This is a genomic window from Sutcliffiella horikoshii (genome assembly GCF_008180725.1).
In the GTDB taxonomy this organism is placed as follows: domain Bacteria; phylum Bacillota; class Bacilli; order Bacillales; family Bacillaceae_I; genus Sutcliffiella_A; species Sutcliffiella_A horikoshii_B.
Map to the genome: position 1 here is coordinate 59,701 of NZ_VTEV01000009.1, position 18,822 is coordinate 78,522.

21 protein-coding genes are annotated in these 18,822 nt (G+C 41.0%); 19 read left to right on the plus strand and 2 right to left on the minus strand.

Features of this window, described 5'->3' with window-relative positions; all coding sequences use genetic code 11:
• Positions 1–20 precede the first annotated feature (20 nt).
• Positions 21–872: a M15 family metallopeptidase gene (locus tag FZC76_RS19195; protein WP_148989787.1), complete on the plus strand. Its 852-nt coding sequence runs from the start codon at positions 21–23 to the stop codon at positions 870–872.
• Between the two features lie 42 nt (positions 873–914).
• Here FZC76_RS19195 and FZC76_RS19200 read toward each other — a convergent pair whose 3' ends face one another.
• Positions 915–1,646: a ZIP family metal transporter gene (locus FZC76_RS19200; RefSeq protein WP_148989788.1), complete on the minus strand. Its 732-nt coding sequence runs from the start codon at positions 1,644–1,646 to the stop codon at positions 915–917.
• 127 nt (positions 1,647–1,773) lie between these two features.
• Between FZC76_RS19200 and FZC76_RS19205 the strand changes: the two genes are divergently transcribed.
• Positions 1,774–2,901: a hypothetical protein gene (locus tag FZC76_RS19205; protein WP_148989789.1), complete on the plus strand. Its 1,128-nt coding sequence runs from the start codon at positions 1,774–1,776 to the stop codon at positions 2,899–2,901.
• A 40-nt stretch (positions 2,902–2,941) separates the two neighbouring features.
• Here the strand turns inward: FZC76_RS19205 and FZC76_RS19210 are convergent, their stop codons facing one another.
• Entirely contained in the window at positions 2,942–3,442 is a 501-nt protein-coding gene (locus FZC76_RS19210; RefSeq protein ID WP_148989790.1) for a hypothetical protein, read from the minus strand.
• 148 nt (positions 3,443–3,590) lie between these two features.
• Between FZC76_RS19210 and FZC76_RS19215 the strand changes: the two genes are divergently transcribed.
• The 17 genes from FZC76_RS19215 to paaX all read left to right on the plus strand — a co-directional run bounded on the left by FZC76_RS19215 (position 3,591) and on the right by paaX (position 18,211).
• Complete coding sequence (locus FZC76_RS19215) at positions 3,591–4,184, plus strand: alpha/beta hydrolase (protein ID WP_148989791.1); 594 nt, start codon at positions 3,591–3,593, stop codon at positions 4,182–4,184.
• Between the two features lie 129 nt (positions 4,185–4,313).
• Positions 4,314–4,655, plus strand: a complete 342-nt coding sequence (locus FZC76_RS19220) for a YojF family protein (protein WP_148989792.1) — start codon at positions 4,314–4,316, stop codon at positions 4,653–4,655.
• Positions 4,656–4,673: 18 nt separating this feature from the next.
• On the plus strand, positions 4,674–5,339 hold the full coding sequence (gene bshB2, locus FZC76_RS19225; RefSeq protein WP_148989839.1) for a bacillithiol biosynthesis deacetylase BshB2: 666 nt from the start codon (positions 4,674–4,676) through the stop codon (positions 5,337–5,339).
• 381 nt (positions 5,340–5,720) lie between these two features.
• Positions 5,721–5,861: a hypothetical protein gene (locus FZC76_RS23270; RefSeq protein ID WP_187442156.1), complete on the plus strand. Its 141-nt coding sequence runs from the start codon at positions 5,721–5,723 to the stop codon at positions 5,859–5,861.
• A gap of 94 nt (positions 5,862–5,955) precedes the next feature.
• Positions 5,956–7,137 (plus strand): DUF2812 domain-containing protein, encoded by a 1,182-nt coding sequence (locus tag FZC76_RS19230; RefSeq protein ID WP_148989793.1) that lies wholly within the window; start codon positions 5,956–5,958, stop codon positions 7,135–7,137.
• A 155-nt stretch (positions 7,138–7,292) separates the two neighbouring features.
• A complete protein-coding gene (locus FZC76_RS19235) occupies positions 7,293–8,612 on the plus strand; it encodes a phenylacetate--CoA ligase family protein (protein WP_148989794.1) in 1,320 nt (439 codons plus the stop codon).
• 89 nt (positions 8,613–8,701) lie between these two features.
• A complete protein-coding gene (gene paaA, locus FZC76_RS19240; protein ID WP_148989795.1) occupies positions 8,702–9,670 on the plus strand; it encodes a 1,2-phenylacetyl-CoA epoxidase subunit PaaA in 969 nt (322 codons plus the stop codon).
• A 17-nt stretch (positions 9,671–9,687) separates the two neighbouring features.
• Entirely contained in the window at positions 9,688–10,035 is a 348-nt protein-coding gene (gene paaB / locus FZC76_RS19245; protein ID WP_148989796.1) for a 1,2-phenylacetyl-CoA epoxidase subunit PaaB, read from the plus strand.
• Positions 10,032–10,853, plus strand: a complete 822-nt coding sequence (paaC, locus tag FZC76_RS19250) for a 1,2-phenylacetyl-CoA epoxidase subunit PaaC (protein WP_148989797.1) — start codon at positions 10,032–10,034, stop codon at positions 10,851–10,853. The genes paaB and paaC overlap by 4 nt, the downstream gene beginning before the upstream one ends.
• Before the next feature lie 41 nt (positions 10,854–10,894).
• Complete coding sequence (gene paaD / locus FZC76_RS19255; RefSeq protein WP_148989798.1) at positions 10,895–11,386, plus strand: 1,2-phenylacetyl-CoA epoxidase subunit PaaD; 492 nt, start codon at positions 10,895–10,897, stop codon at positions 11,384–11,386.
• Between the two features lie 233 nt (positions 11,387–11,619).
• Positions 11,620–11,928, plus strand: coding sequence for an EthD family reductase (locus tag FZC76_RS19260; protein ID WP_148989799.1), 309 nt, complete (start codon positions 11,620–11,622; stop codon positions 11,926–11,928).
• Positions 11,921–12,700 (plus strand): enoyl-CoA hydratase/isomerase family protein, encoded by a 780-nt coding sequence (locus tag FZC76_RS19265; protein WP_148989800.1) that lies wholly within the window; start codon positions 11,921–11,923, stop codon positions 12,698–12,700. The genes FZC76_RS19260 and FZC76_RS19265 overlap by 8 nt, the downstream gene beginning before the upstream one ends.
• Positions 12,701–12,712: 12 nt before the next feature.
• Positions 12,713–13,486 (plus strand): enoyl-CoA hydratase-related protein, encoded by a 774-nt coding sequence (locus FZC76_RS19270; protein ID WP_148989801.1) that lies wholly within the window; start codon positions 12,713–12,715, stop codon positions 13,484–13,486.
• 24 nt (positions 13,487–13,510) lie between these two features.
• Positions 13,511–15,028 carry an aldehyde dehydrogenase family protein gene (locus FZC76_RS19275; protein ID WP_148989802.1) on the plus strand — a complete coding sequence of 506 codons (1,518 nt, stop codon included), beginning with the start codon at positions 13,511–13,513 and terminating at the stop codon, positions 15,026–15,028.
• 82 nt (positions 15,029–15,110) lie between these two features.
• A complete protein-coding gene (locus FZC76_RS19280; protein WP_148989803.1) occupies positions 15,111–15,956 on the plus strand; it encodes a 3-hydroxyacyl-CoA dehydrogenase in 846 nt (281 codons plus the stop codon).
• A 21-nt stretch (positions 15,957–15,977) separates the two neighbouring features.
• Positions 15,978–17,189, plus strand: a complete 1,212-nt coding sequence (gene pcaF, locus FZC76_RS19285; protein WP_148989804.1) for a 3-oxoadipyl-CoA thiolase — start codon at positions 15,978–15,980, stop codon at positions 17,187–17,189.
• A gap of 146 nt (positions 17,190–17,335) precedes the next feature.
• On the plus strand, positions 17,336–18,211 hold the full coding sequence (gene paaX / locus FZC76_RS19290; RefSeq protein ID WP_148989805.1) for a phenylacetic acid degradation operon negative regulatory protein PaaX: 876 nt from the start codon (positions 17,336–17,338) through the stop codon (positions 18,209–18,211).
• The last annotated feature ends 611 nt before the right edge of the window (positions 18,212–18,822 follow it).

Genomic DNA, 18,822 nt, shown 5'->3' on the forward strand with positions numbered 1-18,822 from the left:
TAGTAAAAGGTGATTATTTTATGAAAAAGAAACATTTTTCTGTATTGGTAATATTACTCTTGTTAACAGGCTGTTCCAAACAATTGGATGATGTTAACTGGAAGTTTTGGGAGTATTTTACTAACGATACAGCAGAAGAGGTTGTAGAGGAGACACCAACTGAAGAAGAACCTGTGGAAGAAGAGCAACCGGAAGAAAGCCCACAGACTGAGGCCCCGCCAGAAACAAATGAAAACCAGTACGTACTGGAAGAGCCGTTTTTCACTGTTTTGAACGAAGAAAAGGTAATTGAAAATACGGAGAACCTATTAGTGTTAGTAAATAAAAATCAGTCTCTGCCAGCTGATTACGTTCCCAAAGATTTGACTATACCGGATGTCCCGTTTTCCTTTGAAGGGGACTATGAAAAAAAATATTTAAGGGAAGCAGCTGCACGTGCATTGGAAGAGCTTTTTGCTGCAGCAGAAGCTGAGAATGTTGAGATCTTTGCTGTATCGGGTTATCGTTCCTATGAAACGCAGTATGGAATCTATAATACCTACTTAAAAAAGTGGGGAGAAGAAAAAACGAATGCCGTTTCTGCTATTCCAGGACATAGTGAACATCAAACGGGACTTGCAATGGACATTTCAAGCAGGTCTGCAGCACTAGATTTGACGGAGGAATTTGGAAACACCCCTGAAGGAAAATGGGTGAAAGAGCATGCAAGTGAACATGGTTTCATTATCCGGTACCCTGAGGATGGGGAAGTGATTACAGGGTATCAATATGAGCCTTGGCATCTTCGTTATGTAGGTAAAGAGGTCGCTGCTTATATCGATGAACATGATCTAACTTTAGAAGAATTTTTTGACCGAGCGATAAAACAGTAAAAAAGGAAAACCTCAACCATATTTGATCTGGTTGAGGTTTTTTTAGAGTATCCCGCTTGAGAGGACATAGGAGCAGAGTAGACCCAGGGCGGAGAGGAGGCCAACAATAGGACCTCCTTCTTCAAATGCTTCAGGCATCATGGTGGAAGCAACCATTGCGATGATCCCGCCTGCTGCAAGACCACTTACAAGATATATGTAGAGTTCATTTAATTCCTTAAAAACTACATAACCAAAGACCGAACTTAATGTGGTCAAAATAAAGACGATTGTCCAAAGAAACAATATTTTTTTTCTAGAATAACCATCTTTTTTAAGGCCTACGGAACTTGACAACGCTTCGGGAATATTACTGATAAAAATCGCCAGGACAATCACCCAGCTAACCGAATTAGATTTTATCAGGCTTACCCCAATAATGACGGATTCAGGAATGGAATCCATGATCGAACCGATAAAAATCGCCATGCCAGAATGTCCTTCGCTTTTTTCCTTTGAACGTTTGCGCTCTTTTCCGCCCTTCTTTATAATCACCATTTCTAAGAGGGTGAACAGAGCGGCCCCTATCAGAAATCCAAAAATGACATAACTGTATCCTTTTTCCGCCTCTACTTTTCCCATAAGTTCAAATGATGCGGCGCCAATAAGTACGCCGGTTCCAAAGGCCATAATGAATCCAGTTAGTTTTCGAGGGATTGGAATATATAGACCAACTATAGCTCCAAGCAATAAAGCTCCGCCAGCAACTGCTCCCCATAACAAAGCGCCTGTCATAATTTTCACCTGACTTATCATTGGAATTCTTATAGTACTAATGTGTACGAAAAAAAATACAACATACTTTAATTGTATTATTGACAAAATACAAAGGTACTTGGTTTTATTGTTAGGAGGAATGAAAGTGAACAGGTTTTATCCTTATGTATTGATAACAACTGTTATCGGTTTGATATTGTTTAATATGAGCATACCCGGTTATGTTTCCGCTTTTGGGGAAAAGGAGAGGACGATACGATATTATGCACAAACCTCTTTGGATTCTCAATATATATCCGAAATGCGAGTTACAAAGGCGGTTATTAAAGCAATAAAAAATGGGGAATGGGTTGAAATTAGCCATCCTGTTCCTCCGACAGATGTATACATTAAACTAGACAATGATAAAAAATATGCGATTGATCATCAAATGAATATTTATGACTTAAAGGAGAACAAGGCGATTTTGGAACTGCCTGATAAGGTGGTTCATCAATTAACAAAAGATATGAAGAAACTATACAGCATTCATTATGGAGATCTGATTACGTGGAATGAAGCCAATAGCGCATTGCCTCGTTATAGCAGCTTTACCGTACTAGATTTGGACACTGGGAGGACCTTTGAGGTTCAAAGGAGAGCAGGCTCCTATCATGCAGATGTACAACCTTTAACAAACGAAGATACGAAAATAATGAAAGAAATATACAGGGGAACATGGAGTTGGGACCGTAGGGCAATTCTCATTCTAACTCAAGACCATAAATATGCTGCCTCCATGCACGGAATGCCTCATGGAAAAGGGGCATTGCAGAACGGGTTTCCAGGTCATTTCTGTATACACTTCCAAGACAGCATCACCCATAAATCACGAAAGATGGATCATGCACACTCCATTATGATAAAGAAAGCTGCAGGTGAATGGTTAGATCATACAGAAAAGCTGTCACCTGCAGAAATTGTGGATGCAACCGTTTTATCCATCCACCAACATGACTGGTTTATTCTTGCATCCGTTCTTGATGATAAAAACAGGGTTCTGTTGAAAGAAAAAATAAAATTTTTGGAAGAGATTGATCTTGTAAAAAGGCTTTCTGACTTACCTGCCGACCGAGATTATGACACGAAGCTTTACTATCCAATTACTGTAAAGTTATATATCCACAGAGATACAACAGGTACGGAATCAAGGCAAGTCACTTTTCAACTTTACAGAGGGTCAATAGAAGAGCCGTGGACTGTTGATTTGGACAACTTAATGCAACAGCTATAAGAAAAAGATTGGAGGCTCCTTGACAGGCCAGGAGTCTCCTCTACTTTTTAGACTTTGTTTTTATGATTTCAATCGGAACCTTGGTTATCGGAACTATTGTTTCTTTTGATATTCTTATCTCTACAATCCCATCTTGATATTTGGCCTTTGTGCTATTTCCCTTAACTATGCAAGGTAAAGTGATGGTCTGTTTGTCGCCGGAATTGGGAAAATTGTCAACAAATAAAGTAGTTGTATTATGAGAAGTTTTTATTTGGGATAGTTGGTCTTCAGATGCAACCGGAAAGCGGACAAATACTTCTTCATGTGTTTCGAATACTTTTGCCTCAAACCCCGTTTTCCTTTTTTTCTTTTTTGCTTGGGCAGATTTCAATAGGTCGAATGACTGTGCAAAAAAGTCTGTGGAACCTAACGCCTGCGGATTAGGGGGCAATTTCCCTTGCATTGCTTTTGACATCCAGTTTTCCACATCTGTTTGTTTGAATATATCCTGTTTCATGTAATCCTTTGGAAATGGAAACATCTTGTTCCAAGGTAGCATTTTAAATTCCTCCAATATGACTTTCTTACTCTAAACTATTCTTTTCTAATGTAATATGTTAGAACCAATTGTTTGACGTTGGCCATTTTTTTTACTATACTAAATTAATCTCGAATTCAAGATATTATTACAAAAGGAGTGGCTGATCATGAAACACATTTTTAAAAAAGGTTCCCAGCGAGTCTTACTTTTATTGCATGGAACAGGAGGAACTGAACAAGATCTTCTTCCTCTAGCAGATATGATTGACCCTCAAGCTTCTGTACTAAGTGTAAGAGGAAATGTTTCCGAAAATGGCATGCCGCGTTTCTTTAGACGTTTGTCAGAAGGAGTTTTTGACGAAGAGGATCTAATCTTTCGTACAAAAGAGCTCCATGAGTTTTTAGATGAAGCAGCAGAAAAGTATGAATTTGATCGCAACAATCTCATAGCTATTGGATATTCTAATGGTGCAAATATTGCCGGAAGTCTGCTTTTCCATTATAAAGACACTCTAAAAGCTGCTGTTTTATATCATCCGATGGTTCCAAGAAGAGGTGTTGAAATCCCAGACTTAAGCGAAACACCAGTATTTATTGGAGCGGGGAAAAATGATCCGATTTGTCCCGCAGCAGAAACCGAAGAGCTTAGCAAGATACTAGAAGATGCAGGATCAAAAGTTGAGGTTCACTGGGAATATCAAGGGCATCAATTAACACACTCAGAAGTCCAAGCGTCAAAAAAGTGGTATGATACTATCTGAAGAAAGCGGAGTGAGATAATCTTCACTCCGTTTTCGTATTGATAAATGAGCAAACCATTTTCTTTCCATTGCTTCATATATTAAACTGAAGGAAGAAATAAAATCTGTACATACCTTTGGAGGAACAGAATGAAGATTATTGACCAAAAACATGTGCAAGCCGAATTAGACAGATTTATAAATGTTGAAGTATTCGTCCATTTGGAGACGACAAATGGTGCTTATGCCGGCCACCACAATACTGGTCTTGCAGTGGGAGCATTCATACGCAATGTCCCATTGAAATATGAGCGGGCAAAAATAGTTGGAAACGGACCGTATCGAATTGGTTTAAAGCTCAAACACGGCTGGGTCTATGCAGAAGGTGTTACACATTATGAAGTAGATGATAAAAATCGTCTGCTACTAGCTGGCTTAAATCCAGAAGGAAAACTTGCAGTTGCATTGCAAATTAGCCAGGAGCCATTTTGAGTGAAGGGAGAGAAAAGAATGGAAGCAGAAAGACACGTTCTGGTTGTATTTCCACATCCAGATGATGAAGCATTTAGTTCCTCTGGCACCATTAAACTGTTTACCCAAAGCGGAGTTCCTGTTACTTACTTATGCGGCACACTTGGACAAATGGGGCGTAATCTTGGCAATCCGCTATTTGCCAACCGCGAGACGTTACCAGAGGTTCGCAGAAAAGAATTATTAGAAGCATGCAAAGTCATGGGAATAGATGATTTGCGCATGTTAGGCCTTCATGATAAAACTTTGGAGTTTGAGGATGAAGAATATCTTGCTGACATTGTTCATGAAGCGCTAGTTGAGTTGAACCCAAGCTTGGTACTTACTTTCTACCCAGGACACGGCGTTCATCCTGATCATGATGCTATGAGCAATGCGGTCGCGATTGCAGTCGGTAGGCTACCTGAACAGGACAGACCAACAGTTTATGGAAAAGCCATTTTGAAAAATAGTGTAGAACTAATAGGTGAACCAGATGTGACAATTGATATTCGATCTGTTGCAGAAGATAAGCTGAAAGCCATTAAAGCACACAAATCCCAAACGAGTGGATGGGTAGAGCTGATGGAAAAACAGTTGAAAGAAAACGCACCAGAAATAGAGGATTGGTTATACCGAGAAACATTCTGGACGTATATAGTATAAGAGAAATCAGGGGATTTGGTCTCCTGATTTTTTTGTCGTTAAAGGAATTAGTCTTCATGCTACTTCTTCATCTTGGGTATGAAGACCTGAGTGACAAGGAAATAGGAGTAGAGGAGTCCTCATGGTAGTTATGAAGACCTAAATGAAAAGGAAAAAGGAGTAGAGGAGTCCTCATGGTAGGTATGAAGACCTGAGTGACAAGGAAAAAGGAGGAGAGAGGTCCTCATGGGCGTGATGAAGACCTCAGTGATGAGTAAGAAGGAGGAGAGAGGTCCTCTTCGCCGTGATGAAGACCTCAGTGACGAGAAAGAAGAAGGAGAGAGGTCCTCATGGCCATGATGAAGACCTCAGTGACAAGGAAAAAGGAGGAGAGAGGTCCTCATGGCCATGATGAAGACCTCAGTGACGAGAAAGAAGAAGGAGAGAGGTCCTCATGGCCGTGATGAAGACCTCAGAGACGAGAAAGAAGAAGGAGAGAGGTCCTCATGGCCGGTTAACCAATCCACCAAAATCATAAGATAGGTTCTATTTTTGAAAATATTCCCTTTACCCCCAAATCGTTCTAATATAATATTAAGTTTAGAGCGCAGATCGGTTGGGGAAGGGTGACTAGCATTTGAAAACAAAGAGAAAGATCTTGTGGTTGGATTTATGGCAGATAGCCGAACAAGAAGCGTGGCTCGCTGATAAGGCCGCAAAAGGCTGGGAACTTACAAAGATGACTGGGCTTACCGCTAACTTTAAGAAAGCAGCACCTCAAACGATTACGTATAAAACAGATATTTTCAAAGAACCAATCAGTCAAAATCCTGAGCAACTGAAACAATATGAACAAGCCGGCTGGAGATATGTTGCATCAAGAGGCCACCTGCATTTCTTCAGGAACAACTCACAAAGCACAGTTAAAGAAATCCATACAGATCCAATCCATCAAGCCGAAACTATAAGGCTTTTAAAAACCAGCTTAAAGATAAGAGCATATTTGATAGCCCTACTCACATTGATAGGCATAGCTTTGGCTGTATTCATGCTTACATTAGATCCTGTTAGAAACTATCTAAATGATGAGTTTTTGTCTCCCATCATACAAATCTTTATCTTCATTGGTATAAATTTGTTGATTTTAAAGGGACTAATCCACTTAAATAAGTTAATAAAAATACTCCAATCAAACCAAAGGATTCAACCTGTACCTGACTTCCGAAAAAAATATTATCAAAATAAGATAATAGGATTAAGCGTGATTTCGTTTTTTGCAGTTTTTTTCCTATATGAATTTAGTAAATCGGGTAATACAACATTGGCAAAAAGTTTTCCTCCTATTCCAGAAAAAGAATTACCAGTCGTCCAAATGGATGATTTTACAGATAAAACCAACCATAAGCCCTATTTTTATGATCAAAATAGTAATCGTGACAATTACTACTCGGTAAATTCCAGCATCCTTGTGCCTGAACAATATGAATTACAACAACATGTTGAGGTAGAAGGAGAGAAATGGGAAGATGGAAGCGGACCTTATCGCCCTTCCTTGACCTCACGTCAATATATTTTCTTAAACGAGGTATTAGCCAAAAGACTATTCCAATATCTAATAGACAGTGAAGAAGAGCTTCATAGAGGCGATGCAACATTTCCTAACACAACCGTATTTGATGAGCTGGTTGTTTTAGAGAATTCTGTTCTCTCGAGAAAAGGACATATCATTTATTATGTGACTTATTACGGCAAAGAATCAGTAGAAGAAATCATACATGCGATGGAATTATTGCTAACAGACGAAGCGCAGAGGAGCTAATGACCTCTGCTTTTTTATTATGAAAAAAGAATCTTCAGAATTATCAGTTGACATTTCTTCCCTTCAAGGTTATTTTAATGATGTTGAATAATATTACATATTGTATGATGTCGGAATAAATTCGTTATATTAAAAAAGTGAAAGGGGAAATATCGATGATCTTACATGATTCTGAAACACTTTCTTTATCAGAGATGCAACTCCTTCAATCCACGAGGTTGAGAGACACCGTACAGAAAGTCTTTCAACATGTTCCTTTTTATAGAAAAAAGTTAACTAACTTTACGATTACACCTTCTGATGTTCGAACCACTGATGACATTCACATACTACCTTTTACTACCAAAAAAGAACTGCGCGAGAACTATCCGTTCGGATTATTTGCTATCCCTCGCAGCCAAATAACGAGGCTCCATGCCTCATCTGGGACTAGCGGGAAGCCTACAGTTGTTGCCTACTCCCAAGAAGATATCAACATGTGGAGTGAAATTGCAGCACGTGCCATTTCAATGGCTGGAGGAAAAAAAGGAGACATCCTTCATAATGCTTACGGTTACGGCCTTTTTACTGGAGGACTTGGACTGCATTATGGTAGTGAAAAGCTTGGAATGATCACAGTTCCGGTTTCTGGCGGGAACACAGAAAGACAAATCCAATTAATTCAGGATTTCCAGCCAACTGTTATTTGTGGAACACCTTCCTATGTGCTCAACATCGCTGACAGGATGATAGATCTAGGGATTAATCCAAAAGAGACATCTTTAAAGTATGGAATTTTTGGAGCAGAGCCTTGGTCAGAAGAGATGAGAAGAACATTAGAGGATAAATTAGCGATCAAAGCATGCGATATATATGGATTAAGTGAAGTAATTGGACCAGGAGTGGCAATGGAATGTTCTGAGGCGCAGGATGGTCTGCATGTTGCAGAAGATCATTTTTATGTAGAAGTGATTGATCCAAAGACCCTGGAAATACTGCCAGAGGGGGAAGTAGGAGAGCTTGTCTTTACAAGCCTTACAAAACAAGCCATGCCTATCATTCGTTATAGAACTGGTGACATAGCTTCCATAAAAAGAGAGACATGTACATGCGGTCGGACGACAACAAAAATGTCGAGAGTCAAAGGAAGAGTAGATGATATGTTAATTATTAGGGGGGTAAATATTTTTCCTTCCGAGATTGAACATACATTATTGCAAATAAAAGATGTAGCACCACATTATCAGCTTTTCGTATCTCGTGAGAAAAACTTAGATTCTGTAGAAGTTCAAGTAGAAATGCAAGCGCATACATTTATGCAGACAGATCCTGTAAAAAGAATGAAAATGATGAGTGCAATCGCACAAAAGGTGGAATACGATTTGAAGTCCAAATGCTTGATTCATGTGAAGGCAAGCGTTGTAGAACCTCGAACAATCCCCCGTTCAGAAGGGAAAGCGGTACGTATTGTCGATACAAGGTTTTCTCATGCTTAAAAATGTTCAGAACTTTCTGTGTTGAAAAACGTATAACATTATATTATAATGACGTTAAATAAACGTTATAGAAATAGGAGGCGGCGAAAATGACCAACTCATTATCGTTTGACCGCTTGACGGAAGAAGAGAAACATGAGCATTTTATGCAACGTATCCAGGCCGGGGAAAAGATTGAAGCAGACGATTGGATGCCAGAAGAATATCGTAAAACATTAATTAAACTAATCTCCATGCATGCCATCAGCGAAATAATGGGAGCGCTTCCAGAAAAGGAGTGGGTACCAAAAGCTCCGACTTTACAAAGGAAGCTTGGGATTATGGCGAAAGTTCAAGATGAAATGGGCCATGGTCAGCTATTGTTGCGAGTGGCAGAAGATTTAATGGAACCTTACGGAAAGTCCCGTGAAGAAATAATGCAAGATTTATTTTCAGGAGATTTAAAGTTTCATAATGTTTTTCACATGGAAGCACCAACATGGGGGGATGCAGGGCTGATCGGATGGCTTGTTGACGGAGCGGCCATTATATCCCAGACGAATATGCTTGATGCATCCTATGGGCCGTATGCAAGGGCATTAAAAAGAATATGTGCAGAAGAAGTTTTTCATGCTCAACACGGCGAGGCTATTATTATGGCGCTTGCTGAAGGAACTGAAGAACAAAGAAATATGATACAAGATTCTATCAATCGCTGGTGGGAAGCTTTATTAATGTTCTTCGGGCCGGCAGATGCCTCTACCACTGGTACATCAAAGCAAGATATCACAATGAAGTATAATATCCGCACCAAGAGCAATGAAGAACTACGTCAAGACTTTTTTACAAAATATATCCCAAGGGTGTTATCCCTTGGCCTAACATTGCCGGATGAAACGATGCACTATAATGAAAAAGAAGAAAAATGGATCTACAAACAACCCAATTGGAACAACTTTAAAGACATTATCAGAAATAAAGGTCCTAAATCACAGGATCGCCTGAGATTGCGGATAATAGCACACGAAAATAATGCATGGGTTCGAGAAGCGTTAAGCTCCGAAACATCAGCAGGCTAAGGGGAGGAGCTTAGAAATTGAGTACAAAAGGCTTTTATAAAGAGTTTGAAGTATTTAGTAAGAGAACCCATACAGCTCCGATGCAATATCAGTTCAGCCTACTTGCTCCAAACGAAGAGATTGCGCTTGTCATGGCACAAGAAAACTTTATGAGGCGGGAACCAGCCGTGGATATTTGGGTGGTGCAACGGAGTGATATTCGGAAGATGTCTCAAGAAGAGCGTCAATCCTTGCAGAGAATTGACAACAAAGACTACCGAAACACGAAAGGCTATGGGTATTTGAAGAAAAAATGGCGTCACTATGAACAGGGGATGCTTGATGAACAGGAAATCATGTCTTGGGGAGGGAAGAAAAAAGGATGAATAGAGCAACTGTAGAAGAAGCCAAAAAGGATGCATCCTATTATAATGCCCTAACAGCGTTATTATATCAACTGGCCGACGATGATTTCATTATTGCCTACCGAGGTTCTGAGTGGTTGGGCCTTGCCCCCCATATTGAGGAAGATGTTGCTTTCTCTTCTATTAATCAAGATACCATGGGGCATGCCACCATGTTTTATCAGTTGCTTGAGGATCTTGGCGAAGGAGATATGAATGCACTTGCCCATGGTAGAAAAACAACAGAACGAGTAAACGCGGTATTATTGGAAAAAGTCAACGGGCCGGGTACGTATCTTACGGAACCAAAATATGATTGGGCATTTACCGTTGTAAGGCATTACTTTTACACTCAAGCCAAGAAAATCAAAGTGGAGGCCTTGAAAAATTCCTCCTATGAACCTCTGAAACATGTAGCTGTAAAAGTGAATATGGAACTTTATTATCACTTGCTACATTGGAGAACTTGGTTTAGACAGTTGTGTACTGCAAATGGTGAAGCTAAAACTAGAATGAAAGCAGCCATTGATAGAGTGGTAGAAGAATTTGAAGGTGTATTGTCATTGGGGCCAAGTGGTGTTCAAATTACACAGAACCAACTAATAGATTCAGAGGAAGATATTCGCCTTCGTTTTACAGAAGAAATGACAAATATGTTCGAAAAAGTGGGGCTTGCTTTTCCTACCAATATGGGAATGAAAAGTGGGAACGGCAGAAAAGGTGAACACACCAAGGATTTGGATGATGCCCTCTTAACACTGAGCGAGGTATATAACAGCAATCCAGCAGCAGTGTGGTAAATGCATAACCTTTTACCCCTACAAAAAGGAATGATGACATCATGCAGGAAGAAGCAAATATCATGAAGGTTTGGGATGCCCTGCAGCATGTAAAAGATCCTGAAATAGATTCTGTTAGTGTCGTGGATCTCGGAATGGTGGAAGCAGTTGATGTAAGCAATCATGAAGTAATTATTCAAATGCTGCCTACATTTATGGGGTGTCCTGCACTTGAGATTATTAAGAAGAATGTTGAAAACGAGATTAATAACCTAGGATTATTCAAAAAGGTGGAGGTTCAATTCATCTACCAGCCACCATGGACTTCTGACCGTATTACTGCACAAGGCCGAATCCATTTGCAAGAATTTGGAATTGCTCCACCGCCGACACTGGATGACTCCGGGGAATGGCATGTGGATTGCCCCTATTGCGGATCGACCTATACAACATTAGATAACATCTTCGGTCCGACCGCATGTCGAAGCATTCTCTACTGCAAAGGGTGCAAAAATCCATTCGAGGCAATGAAACCAGTATCAACCATGATGTGAGTACCACTGCCTTACAGAAAAAATCTGTAGGGCAATTACATAAATAACTGGCCTGTTAAGACCATAGTTGTTGATTGGAGTACAGGGCGAAGACTCCAGCGGGGGAGTAGCGACAATCTTGAGACCCCGCAGGGCGCAGCCCGAGGAGGCTCAAGGTCGCCCCGCGGAAAGCGAAGTCCTGTACGGAAATCAACAACGGTTAAATCAGAGCCCATAAAAAGGAGAGATTTAGAATGGTAAAATTAATCGCGCTTTACAAACACCCGGAAAACAAGGAAGCTTTCGATCAGCACTACTTCGACACGCATGCACCTATCACTGCTAAAATCCCTGGCTTACGCAAAATGGAAGTTACGAAAGTAGTAGGCAGTCCAATGGGCGGAGAAGGTAAGTACTATCTAATGTGTGAAATGTACTACGATAACCATGATGCATTAAAGCAAGCGATGAGAACAGATGAAGCGAAAGCATCTGGAAAGGATTTAATGAGCTTCGCCGGCAATCTTGTCACTTTGATGATTGGTGAAGAAGTGAATGAGTAAAACGTACGAATATATCGAAGTTTCCATTGAAAGCTCGATAGGCATCGTCAAACTCAATAGACCAAAAGTGCTGAACGCCATTAACAGGCCGATGGTAACTGAAATTGTGACAGTATTGGAAGAGTTTGACCGAAACGATGAAGTCAAAGCTATGGTACTGGCTGGTAACGGACGCGCGTTTGCAGCTGGGGCAGATATTGATGAAATGGCAGAAGCTACAGCCATCGAACTTGAGCTCTTAAATCAATTCACCGAATGGGATCGCCTTGCTTGGGTGAAGAAACCGATTATTGGAGCAGTTCAAGGGTTTGCCCTTGGCGGAGGCTTTGAACTTGCCCTGTGCTGTGACATCTTATTTGCCGCACATGATGCTGAGTTCGGCTTTCCTGAAATTAGCCTCGGGGTCATGCCAGGGGCCGGGGGAACCCAGAGATTGACGAAACTAATGGGAAAATCAAAAGCGATGGAGTGGCTGCTTACCGGTGACAGAATGAGTGCAAAGGAAGCATTGCATTATGGAGTCATCAACCGTGTCATCCCGAAAGAGCTATTAATAGAAGAAACAATGAACTTTGCACAAAAAATAGCTAAACAACCACCTCTTTCCCTTCGATTGATCAAAGAATCTGTCCATAAGGCTGTGGACTATTCCGTCTATGAAGGGATGCAGTATGAGCGAAAGAATTTTTATCTTTTGTTTGCATCCAACGATCAAAAAGAAGGCATGCGAGCATTTAAGGAAAAGCGCAAGCCTAAATTTGAAGGGGAATAAGGGGGATACACCATGTTTGAAACCATTAAATATGAAATAGTAAACCAGGTTGCATGGATCATTATGAACCGGCCAGATAAATTAAATGCGTTTACCGAACAGATGAACAAAGAGATTACCAAAGCATTAAAACAGGCAAGTGTGGATGAGAGCGTTCGGGCCATTGTCATAACTGGGGAAGGCAGGGCATTCTCCTCAGGTCAGGACCTTGCAGAAGTGGATGAAAATATGGATCACAGGCATGTCTTGCGTACAAGATATGGTCCGATGATGAAGCAGTTGGCACGATGTGAAAAGCCAGTTATTGCAGCAGTAAATGGAGTTGCTGCCGGTGCAGGCTTCAGCCTCGCCTTAGCATGTGATTTTCGTCTTGCATCTGAAAAAGCAAGCTTTGTCCAGGCATTCATACATGTCGGGTTAATACCTGACTCTGGTAATCTGTATTTTCTCCCTAAATTAGTAGGTACTGCAAAAGCATTGGAGTTAGCTATATTGGGAGAGAAAATAAAGGCAGATCAAGCAAAAGACCTTGGACTTGTTACGAAAGTAGTTCCAGTAGACAATTGGAACGAAGAAGTAGAAGCTTTTGCAAACAAACTTGCTAACATGCCTACACAAGCAATTGGACTCATTAAACGATCCATACAGGCAAGTTGGAATGTTACGTATGAAGAATACTTGGAGCAAGAAGCATATGGGCAGCGAATTGCCGGTCTATCAGAAGACCATAAAGAAGGAGTTACTTCTTTTATAGAAAAAAGAAAACCGGCATTTAAAGGAAGATAATACAAACTTAAAGGAGATGAGAGTATGTCTACAGTTAAAGAGCAAAAAATGGAACAACTTGATATGAAACGAGACACTTATCAACTTATTATCGCAGGTCAACGCATGGACAGTTCGACAGGAGAGACGTTTACGACTTACAATCCTGCAACAGGAGAAGCGGTTGCTACGATCGCGAAGGCTTCTAAAGAAGATGCAGAGAAAGCAGTTCAAGCAGCGCGTCAAGCCTTTGATAAAGGGAAATGGAAACTGTTTCCTTTAAACAAACGTGCAAGAACGTTAAATAAAATTGCATCTATCATGCGCTCCCGTTTCAATGAGCTGGTAGAATTAGAGATTTTAGATACTGGTAAATCCCTTTCTGCTGCACAAGGCCAAGTCATGCAAGCAATCGAAGACTTCGAGTTCTATGCAGGCGCTATCGTTGGACACCGTGGATCAGTTAATAACGTTCCAGGACAATTCCACAACTTCACAGAAAAAGAACCAGTAGGAGTTTGTGCGCAAATCATCCCTTGGAACTATCCTTTAATGATGGCAGCATGGAAGATTGCCCCGGCAATAGCGGTAGGCTGTTCCGTTGTCGTAAAACCAGCAACGTTAACTCCACTGACTGCCATTGTTTTAGGTGAAATATGCGTTGAGGCAGGAGTTCCTGAAGGAGTTGTTAACATCATCCCAGGTGCCGGATCTGACGTTGGAAACTACTTGGTTGAGCATCCTCAAGTAGACAAAGTAGCATTTACTGGGTCTACTCCAATCGGAAAAGACATTATGGAGAAAGCTTCCCAAACGCTTAAACGAGTAACATTGGAACTTGGCGGCAAGTCTCCTAACCTAGTATTTGAAGATGCAGACATTGATGCAGCAGTAGACGGATCTTTATTTGGAATATTCTATAACACAGGTCAATCTTGTGAAGCACGCTCTCGTTTGTATGTTCACGAAAATATCTATGACGCGTTTATGGAGAAGTTCGTAGAAAAAGCGAAAAAACTTTCTCTTGGTAATCCTTTCGCAAAAGAAACCCATATTGGTGCCATTATCAACCAAGGTCAATTAGATGTTATTGACGGATATGTTCAATCTGCAAAAGAAGAGGGAGCTAACATCGTTTTAGGTGGGAAAGTGGCGAAAGTGGAAGGCTATGAGAATGGTTTCTGGTATGAGCCAACTATTATTACAGGTGTGACCCACGAAATGAAAGTGGTAAAAGAAGAGATTTTCGGACCTGTAGTGGTTGTTATGCCATTCAGCGATGAGAAAGAGGCAGTTAAACTTGCTAATGACAGCGAATATGGACTTGGTTCAGCTATCTGGACGAAAGACCACGGCCGTGCAACACGCGTTGCTAAACAAATTCAAGCAGGTATCGTGATGGTCAACTGCCCATTCTCCGCATTCCCTGGAACGCCGTTCGGAGGATACAAGCAATCCGGATTCGGACGTGAGCTTTGCATTGAAACACTTGATCTTTACACAGAAACGAAGAGCATCATTTCCTATTTTGGAAACCGTCCGCTCAATCCGTTTGGTGTATAAAAAGAATAAATCTTAATCTTTGGAGCAAAGGGGGATGGTCCTCTTTGCTTTTTTTACAGCATGATGAAGGAGGAGAGCCTACATGGAAAGAGTAGTGGTCATCGGTTCAGGAGTTATGGGTCGCGGCATTGCCTATGTAAGCGCGCTAGGCGGCTACCATACAACGCTAATCGACGTAAAAGAAGAACAACTTGCAGGAGCTAGAAAAGAAATAGAGGTCATCATCTCCAAAGGGTTGGAAAAAGGAAAATTAACAGATCAAACAGCAGGAGAATTAAGGGAAAACCTATTTTATTCTACAGAAATTGAGGAAGCTGTGAAGGAAGCCAATCTTATTATAGAAGCAGTACCTGAAAACATGGAAATCAAGAAATCCGTTTACGAAAAGATAGACAAGGTAGCACCTGCACATTGTTATTTTGCTTCCAATACCTCTACGATGAGTCCAACTGAAATAGGAAGCTTCACATCAAGGCCTGAAAAAGTGATCGCGATGCACTTCTTTAATCCTGTACATAAGATGAAATTGGTCGAAATTGTCCGTGGTTTGGAAACAAGCGATGAAACGGCAGAATTTATCCGAAATGCAGCAGAACGAATGGGAAAAGAAACAGTGGTTGTCAATGAATTTCCCGGGTTTGTGACAAGCAGAATCAGTGCCCTTGTAGGAAATGAAGCCTTTTATATGTTGCAAGAAGGGGTGGGTACACCTGAAGAGATTGATAAAGCAATCAAACTTGGACTCAATTATCCGATGGGACCATTCGAACTTGGAGACCTGGTGGGATTGGATACACGCTTAAATAACCTGAAATATCTTCATGAAAAGTTAGGCGAAAAGTATCGCCCTGCACCTCTGCTAGAAAAGTATGTGAAAGCTGGAAGACTGGGCAGGAAGAGTGGAAAAGGAGTTTATGACTACCAATAAACAACGAGAGAGGTGTCCATTATGAAGGAAGTAGTAATTGTAGATGCTTGCCGAACACCGATTGGAAGGTATAAAGGCGCTTTAAAGAGCGTCCGACCAGATGACCTTGGGGCGATTGTCATTAAGGCCCTAGTAGAACGAAACCAAGATGTACCTGTCAATGAAATAGAGGAAGTCGTGTTCGGTAATGCCAATCAAGCAGGAGAAGATAACCGTAATGTAGCGAGGATGAGTGCACTATTGGCTGGTCTTCCTGTAGAGGTTGCAGGGACTACGATCAACCGTTTATGCGGTTCCGGTCTTGATGCGGTGAATTATGCGGCACGGGCCATTATGGTAGGAGAAGGCGACATTTTCATAGCTGGCGGGACTGAGAGCATGACAAGGGCTCCTTTTGTCATGGCAAAACCAGAAATGGACTATCCTCGAGGAAACATGGAACTGATGGATACCACCATCGGCTGGAGATTCACAAACAGAAAACTTGAAAAAATGTACGGAGTAGATACGATGCCGCAAACGGCTGAAAACGTGGCAAAAGAATTCTCCGTCTCCCGTGAAGATCAAGACGTATTTGCTTATGAAAGCCAGCAAAAAGCAAAAATGGCAATGGAATCCGGTCGCTTTAAAGAAGAAATGGTACCAGTCACTATTGTGGATAGAAAAGGCAAAGAAACAATTGTAGACTGCGACGAACACCCTCGACCTGATACAACTTTGGAGAAACTGAGCAATCTGAAGCCTATTTTTGGCGAAGGTACGACAATCACAGCAGGCAACGCTTCCGGAGTGAATGATGGCGCATCGGCATTGCTTTTGATGAGTGCAGAAAAAGCGAAGGAGCTTGGCTTAACGCCGTTAGCGAAGTATGTAACTTCTGCCGCAGCTGGACTTACTCCTTCCATTATGGGGATTGGGCCGATATATGCCACAAGGAAAGCACTCACTAGGGCAGGTCTGTCTGTTGGAAATCTTGACCTCATCGAATTAAATGAAGCATTTGCATCCCAATCGCTTGAATGTATACGGAAACTAGAATTAGATCCAAGTAGAGTGAATGTTAACGGGGGGGCAATTGCGTTTGGACATCCTCTTGGTGCCAGCGGGGCGAGGATCTTAACGACGCTTGTGCATGAAATGAACAAGCGGGACGTGCGATACGGCCTAGCAACAATGTGTGTAGGGGTAGGTCAGGGGATCGCGACAATAGTAGAGAGACCACAAGAATCGTAGGGCATAATGCTCTATGGTTCTTTGAGGTGCTTTTGGATGTGTGGGTGCGTTTCCATTTCCACCTTTTCTATAACGCGTTACTCTGTTAAAATTAAATTAGTGTAATATAACGATTTGATATTTGTAGTAGGAAGAGGATGCAGGAAATGAATACGAGATCAATGATTTTTACCTTATATGGTGATTATGTTAGGCATTATGGGAATAAAATTTGGATCGGAAGCTTAATCAAATTACTAAATGAGTTTGGACATAATGACCAAGCGGTGCGAGCTGCGATATCGCGAATGAATAAGCAGGGATGGGTTCAAGCGGAGAAAAAAGGAAACAAAAGTTATTATTTTTTGACAGAACGAGGCGTGAAGAGAATTGACGAAGCGGCGAAACGTATTTTCAAGCTGAAGACCGATAGCTGGGATGGGAAATGGCGCATGCTGATGTATACCATTCCAGAAGAAATAAGAAGTGTTCGAGATGAATTGCGTAAAGAATTGGTGTGGAGTGGCTTTGGTACATTATCAAATAGCTGTTGGATTTCACCCAATTCACTAGAAAAACAAGTACACGATTTAATTTCCAAATACGAAATAGAAGAGTATGTAGACTTTTTCATTTCGGAGTATCACGGGCCTTTTGAAAATGAACGACTTGTCATGAAAAGTTGGGATCTTAATGAGATTAATGGCAGGTATCAACAATTCATTCAAGAATACAGTCAAAAATATATTATCGATAAGAATAAAATTGGGAAAGGCCAAATGACAGACGCGGAATGTTTCGTGGAGCGGACCAAGCTTGTACATGAATACAGAAAGTTTTTGTTCGTTGATCCAGGACTGCCAGAGGAGCTGTTGCCAGATATGTGGCTGGGCAGTCATGCTGCATCTTTGTTTAGTGAGTATTACAAAGAATTGGCAGAGCCTGCTTCTCGGTTTTTTGAAGAGGTCTTTGAGGATGGTAATGAGTTGGAATTGAAGGATAAGAAGTATGATGTGATGAATCATCCTTATATTATGGAGTGAAGGGAGCATTTCCACTAGGGTTGGTGGGAGTGCTTTTTTTATTGTTTTCGGGTGGTGGGTGTTTGAGATATTTGTTTACATAACATTATTATGGTTGGCATAACTGTTGTCGATTATTGTTGAAAGGTAGAAGGTCGGCTGGAAAGTGTAGAAGGTTCGTTATTTATAGTAGAAGGTCAGCTGGAAAGTGTAGAAGGTTCGTTATTTCTGGTAGAAGGTCCTTAAGAAAGTGTAGATGTTTCATATTTTAATGTACAAAATCAATATAAAGTTGTAGAACCAAGCAAACTCAATCTAAAAAGACAGAACCAAAAAATCAATCAATTCATCAAATATCGAATTAAATTAAAAAGCACCTTTATGAAGACCTCTCTACTACTATTTTCTCGTCATCGAAGTCTTCATCCCGTCTATGAGAACCTCTCTATCCCTCTTTTCTCGTCATCGAAGTCTTCATCCCGTCTATGAGAACCTCTCTATCCCTCTTTTCACGTCATCGAAGTCTTCATCACGTCTATGAGAACCTCTCTACTACTATTTTCTCGTCATCGAAGTCTTCATCCCATCTATGAGAACCTCTCTATCCCAATTTTCTCATCATCGAAGTCTTC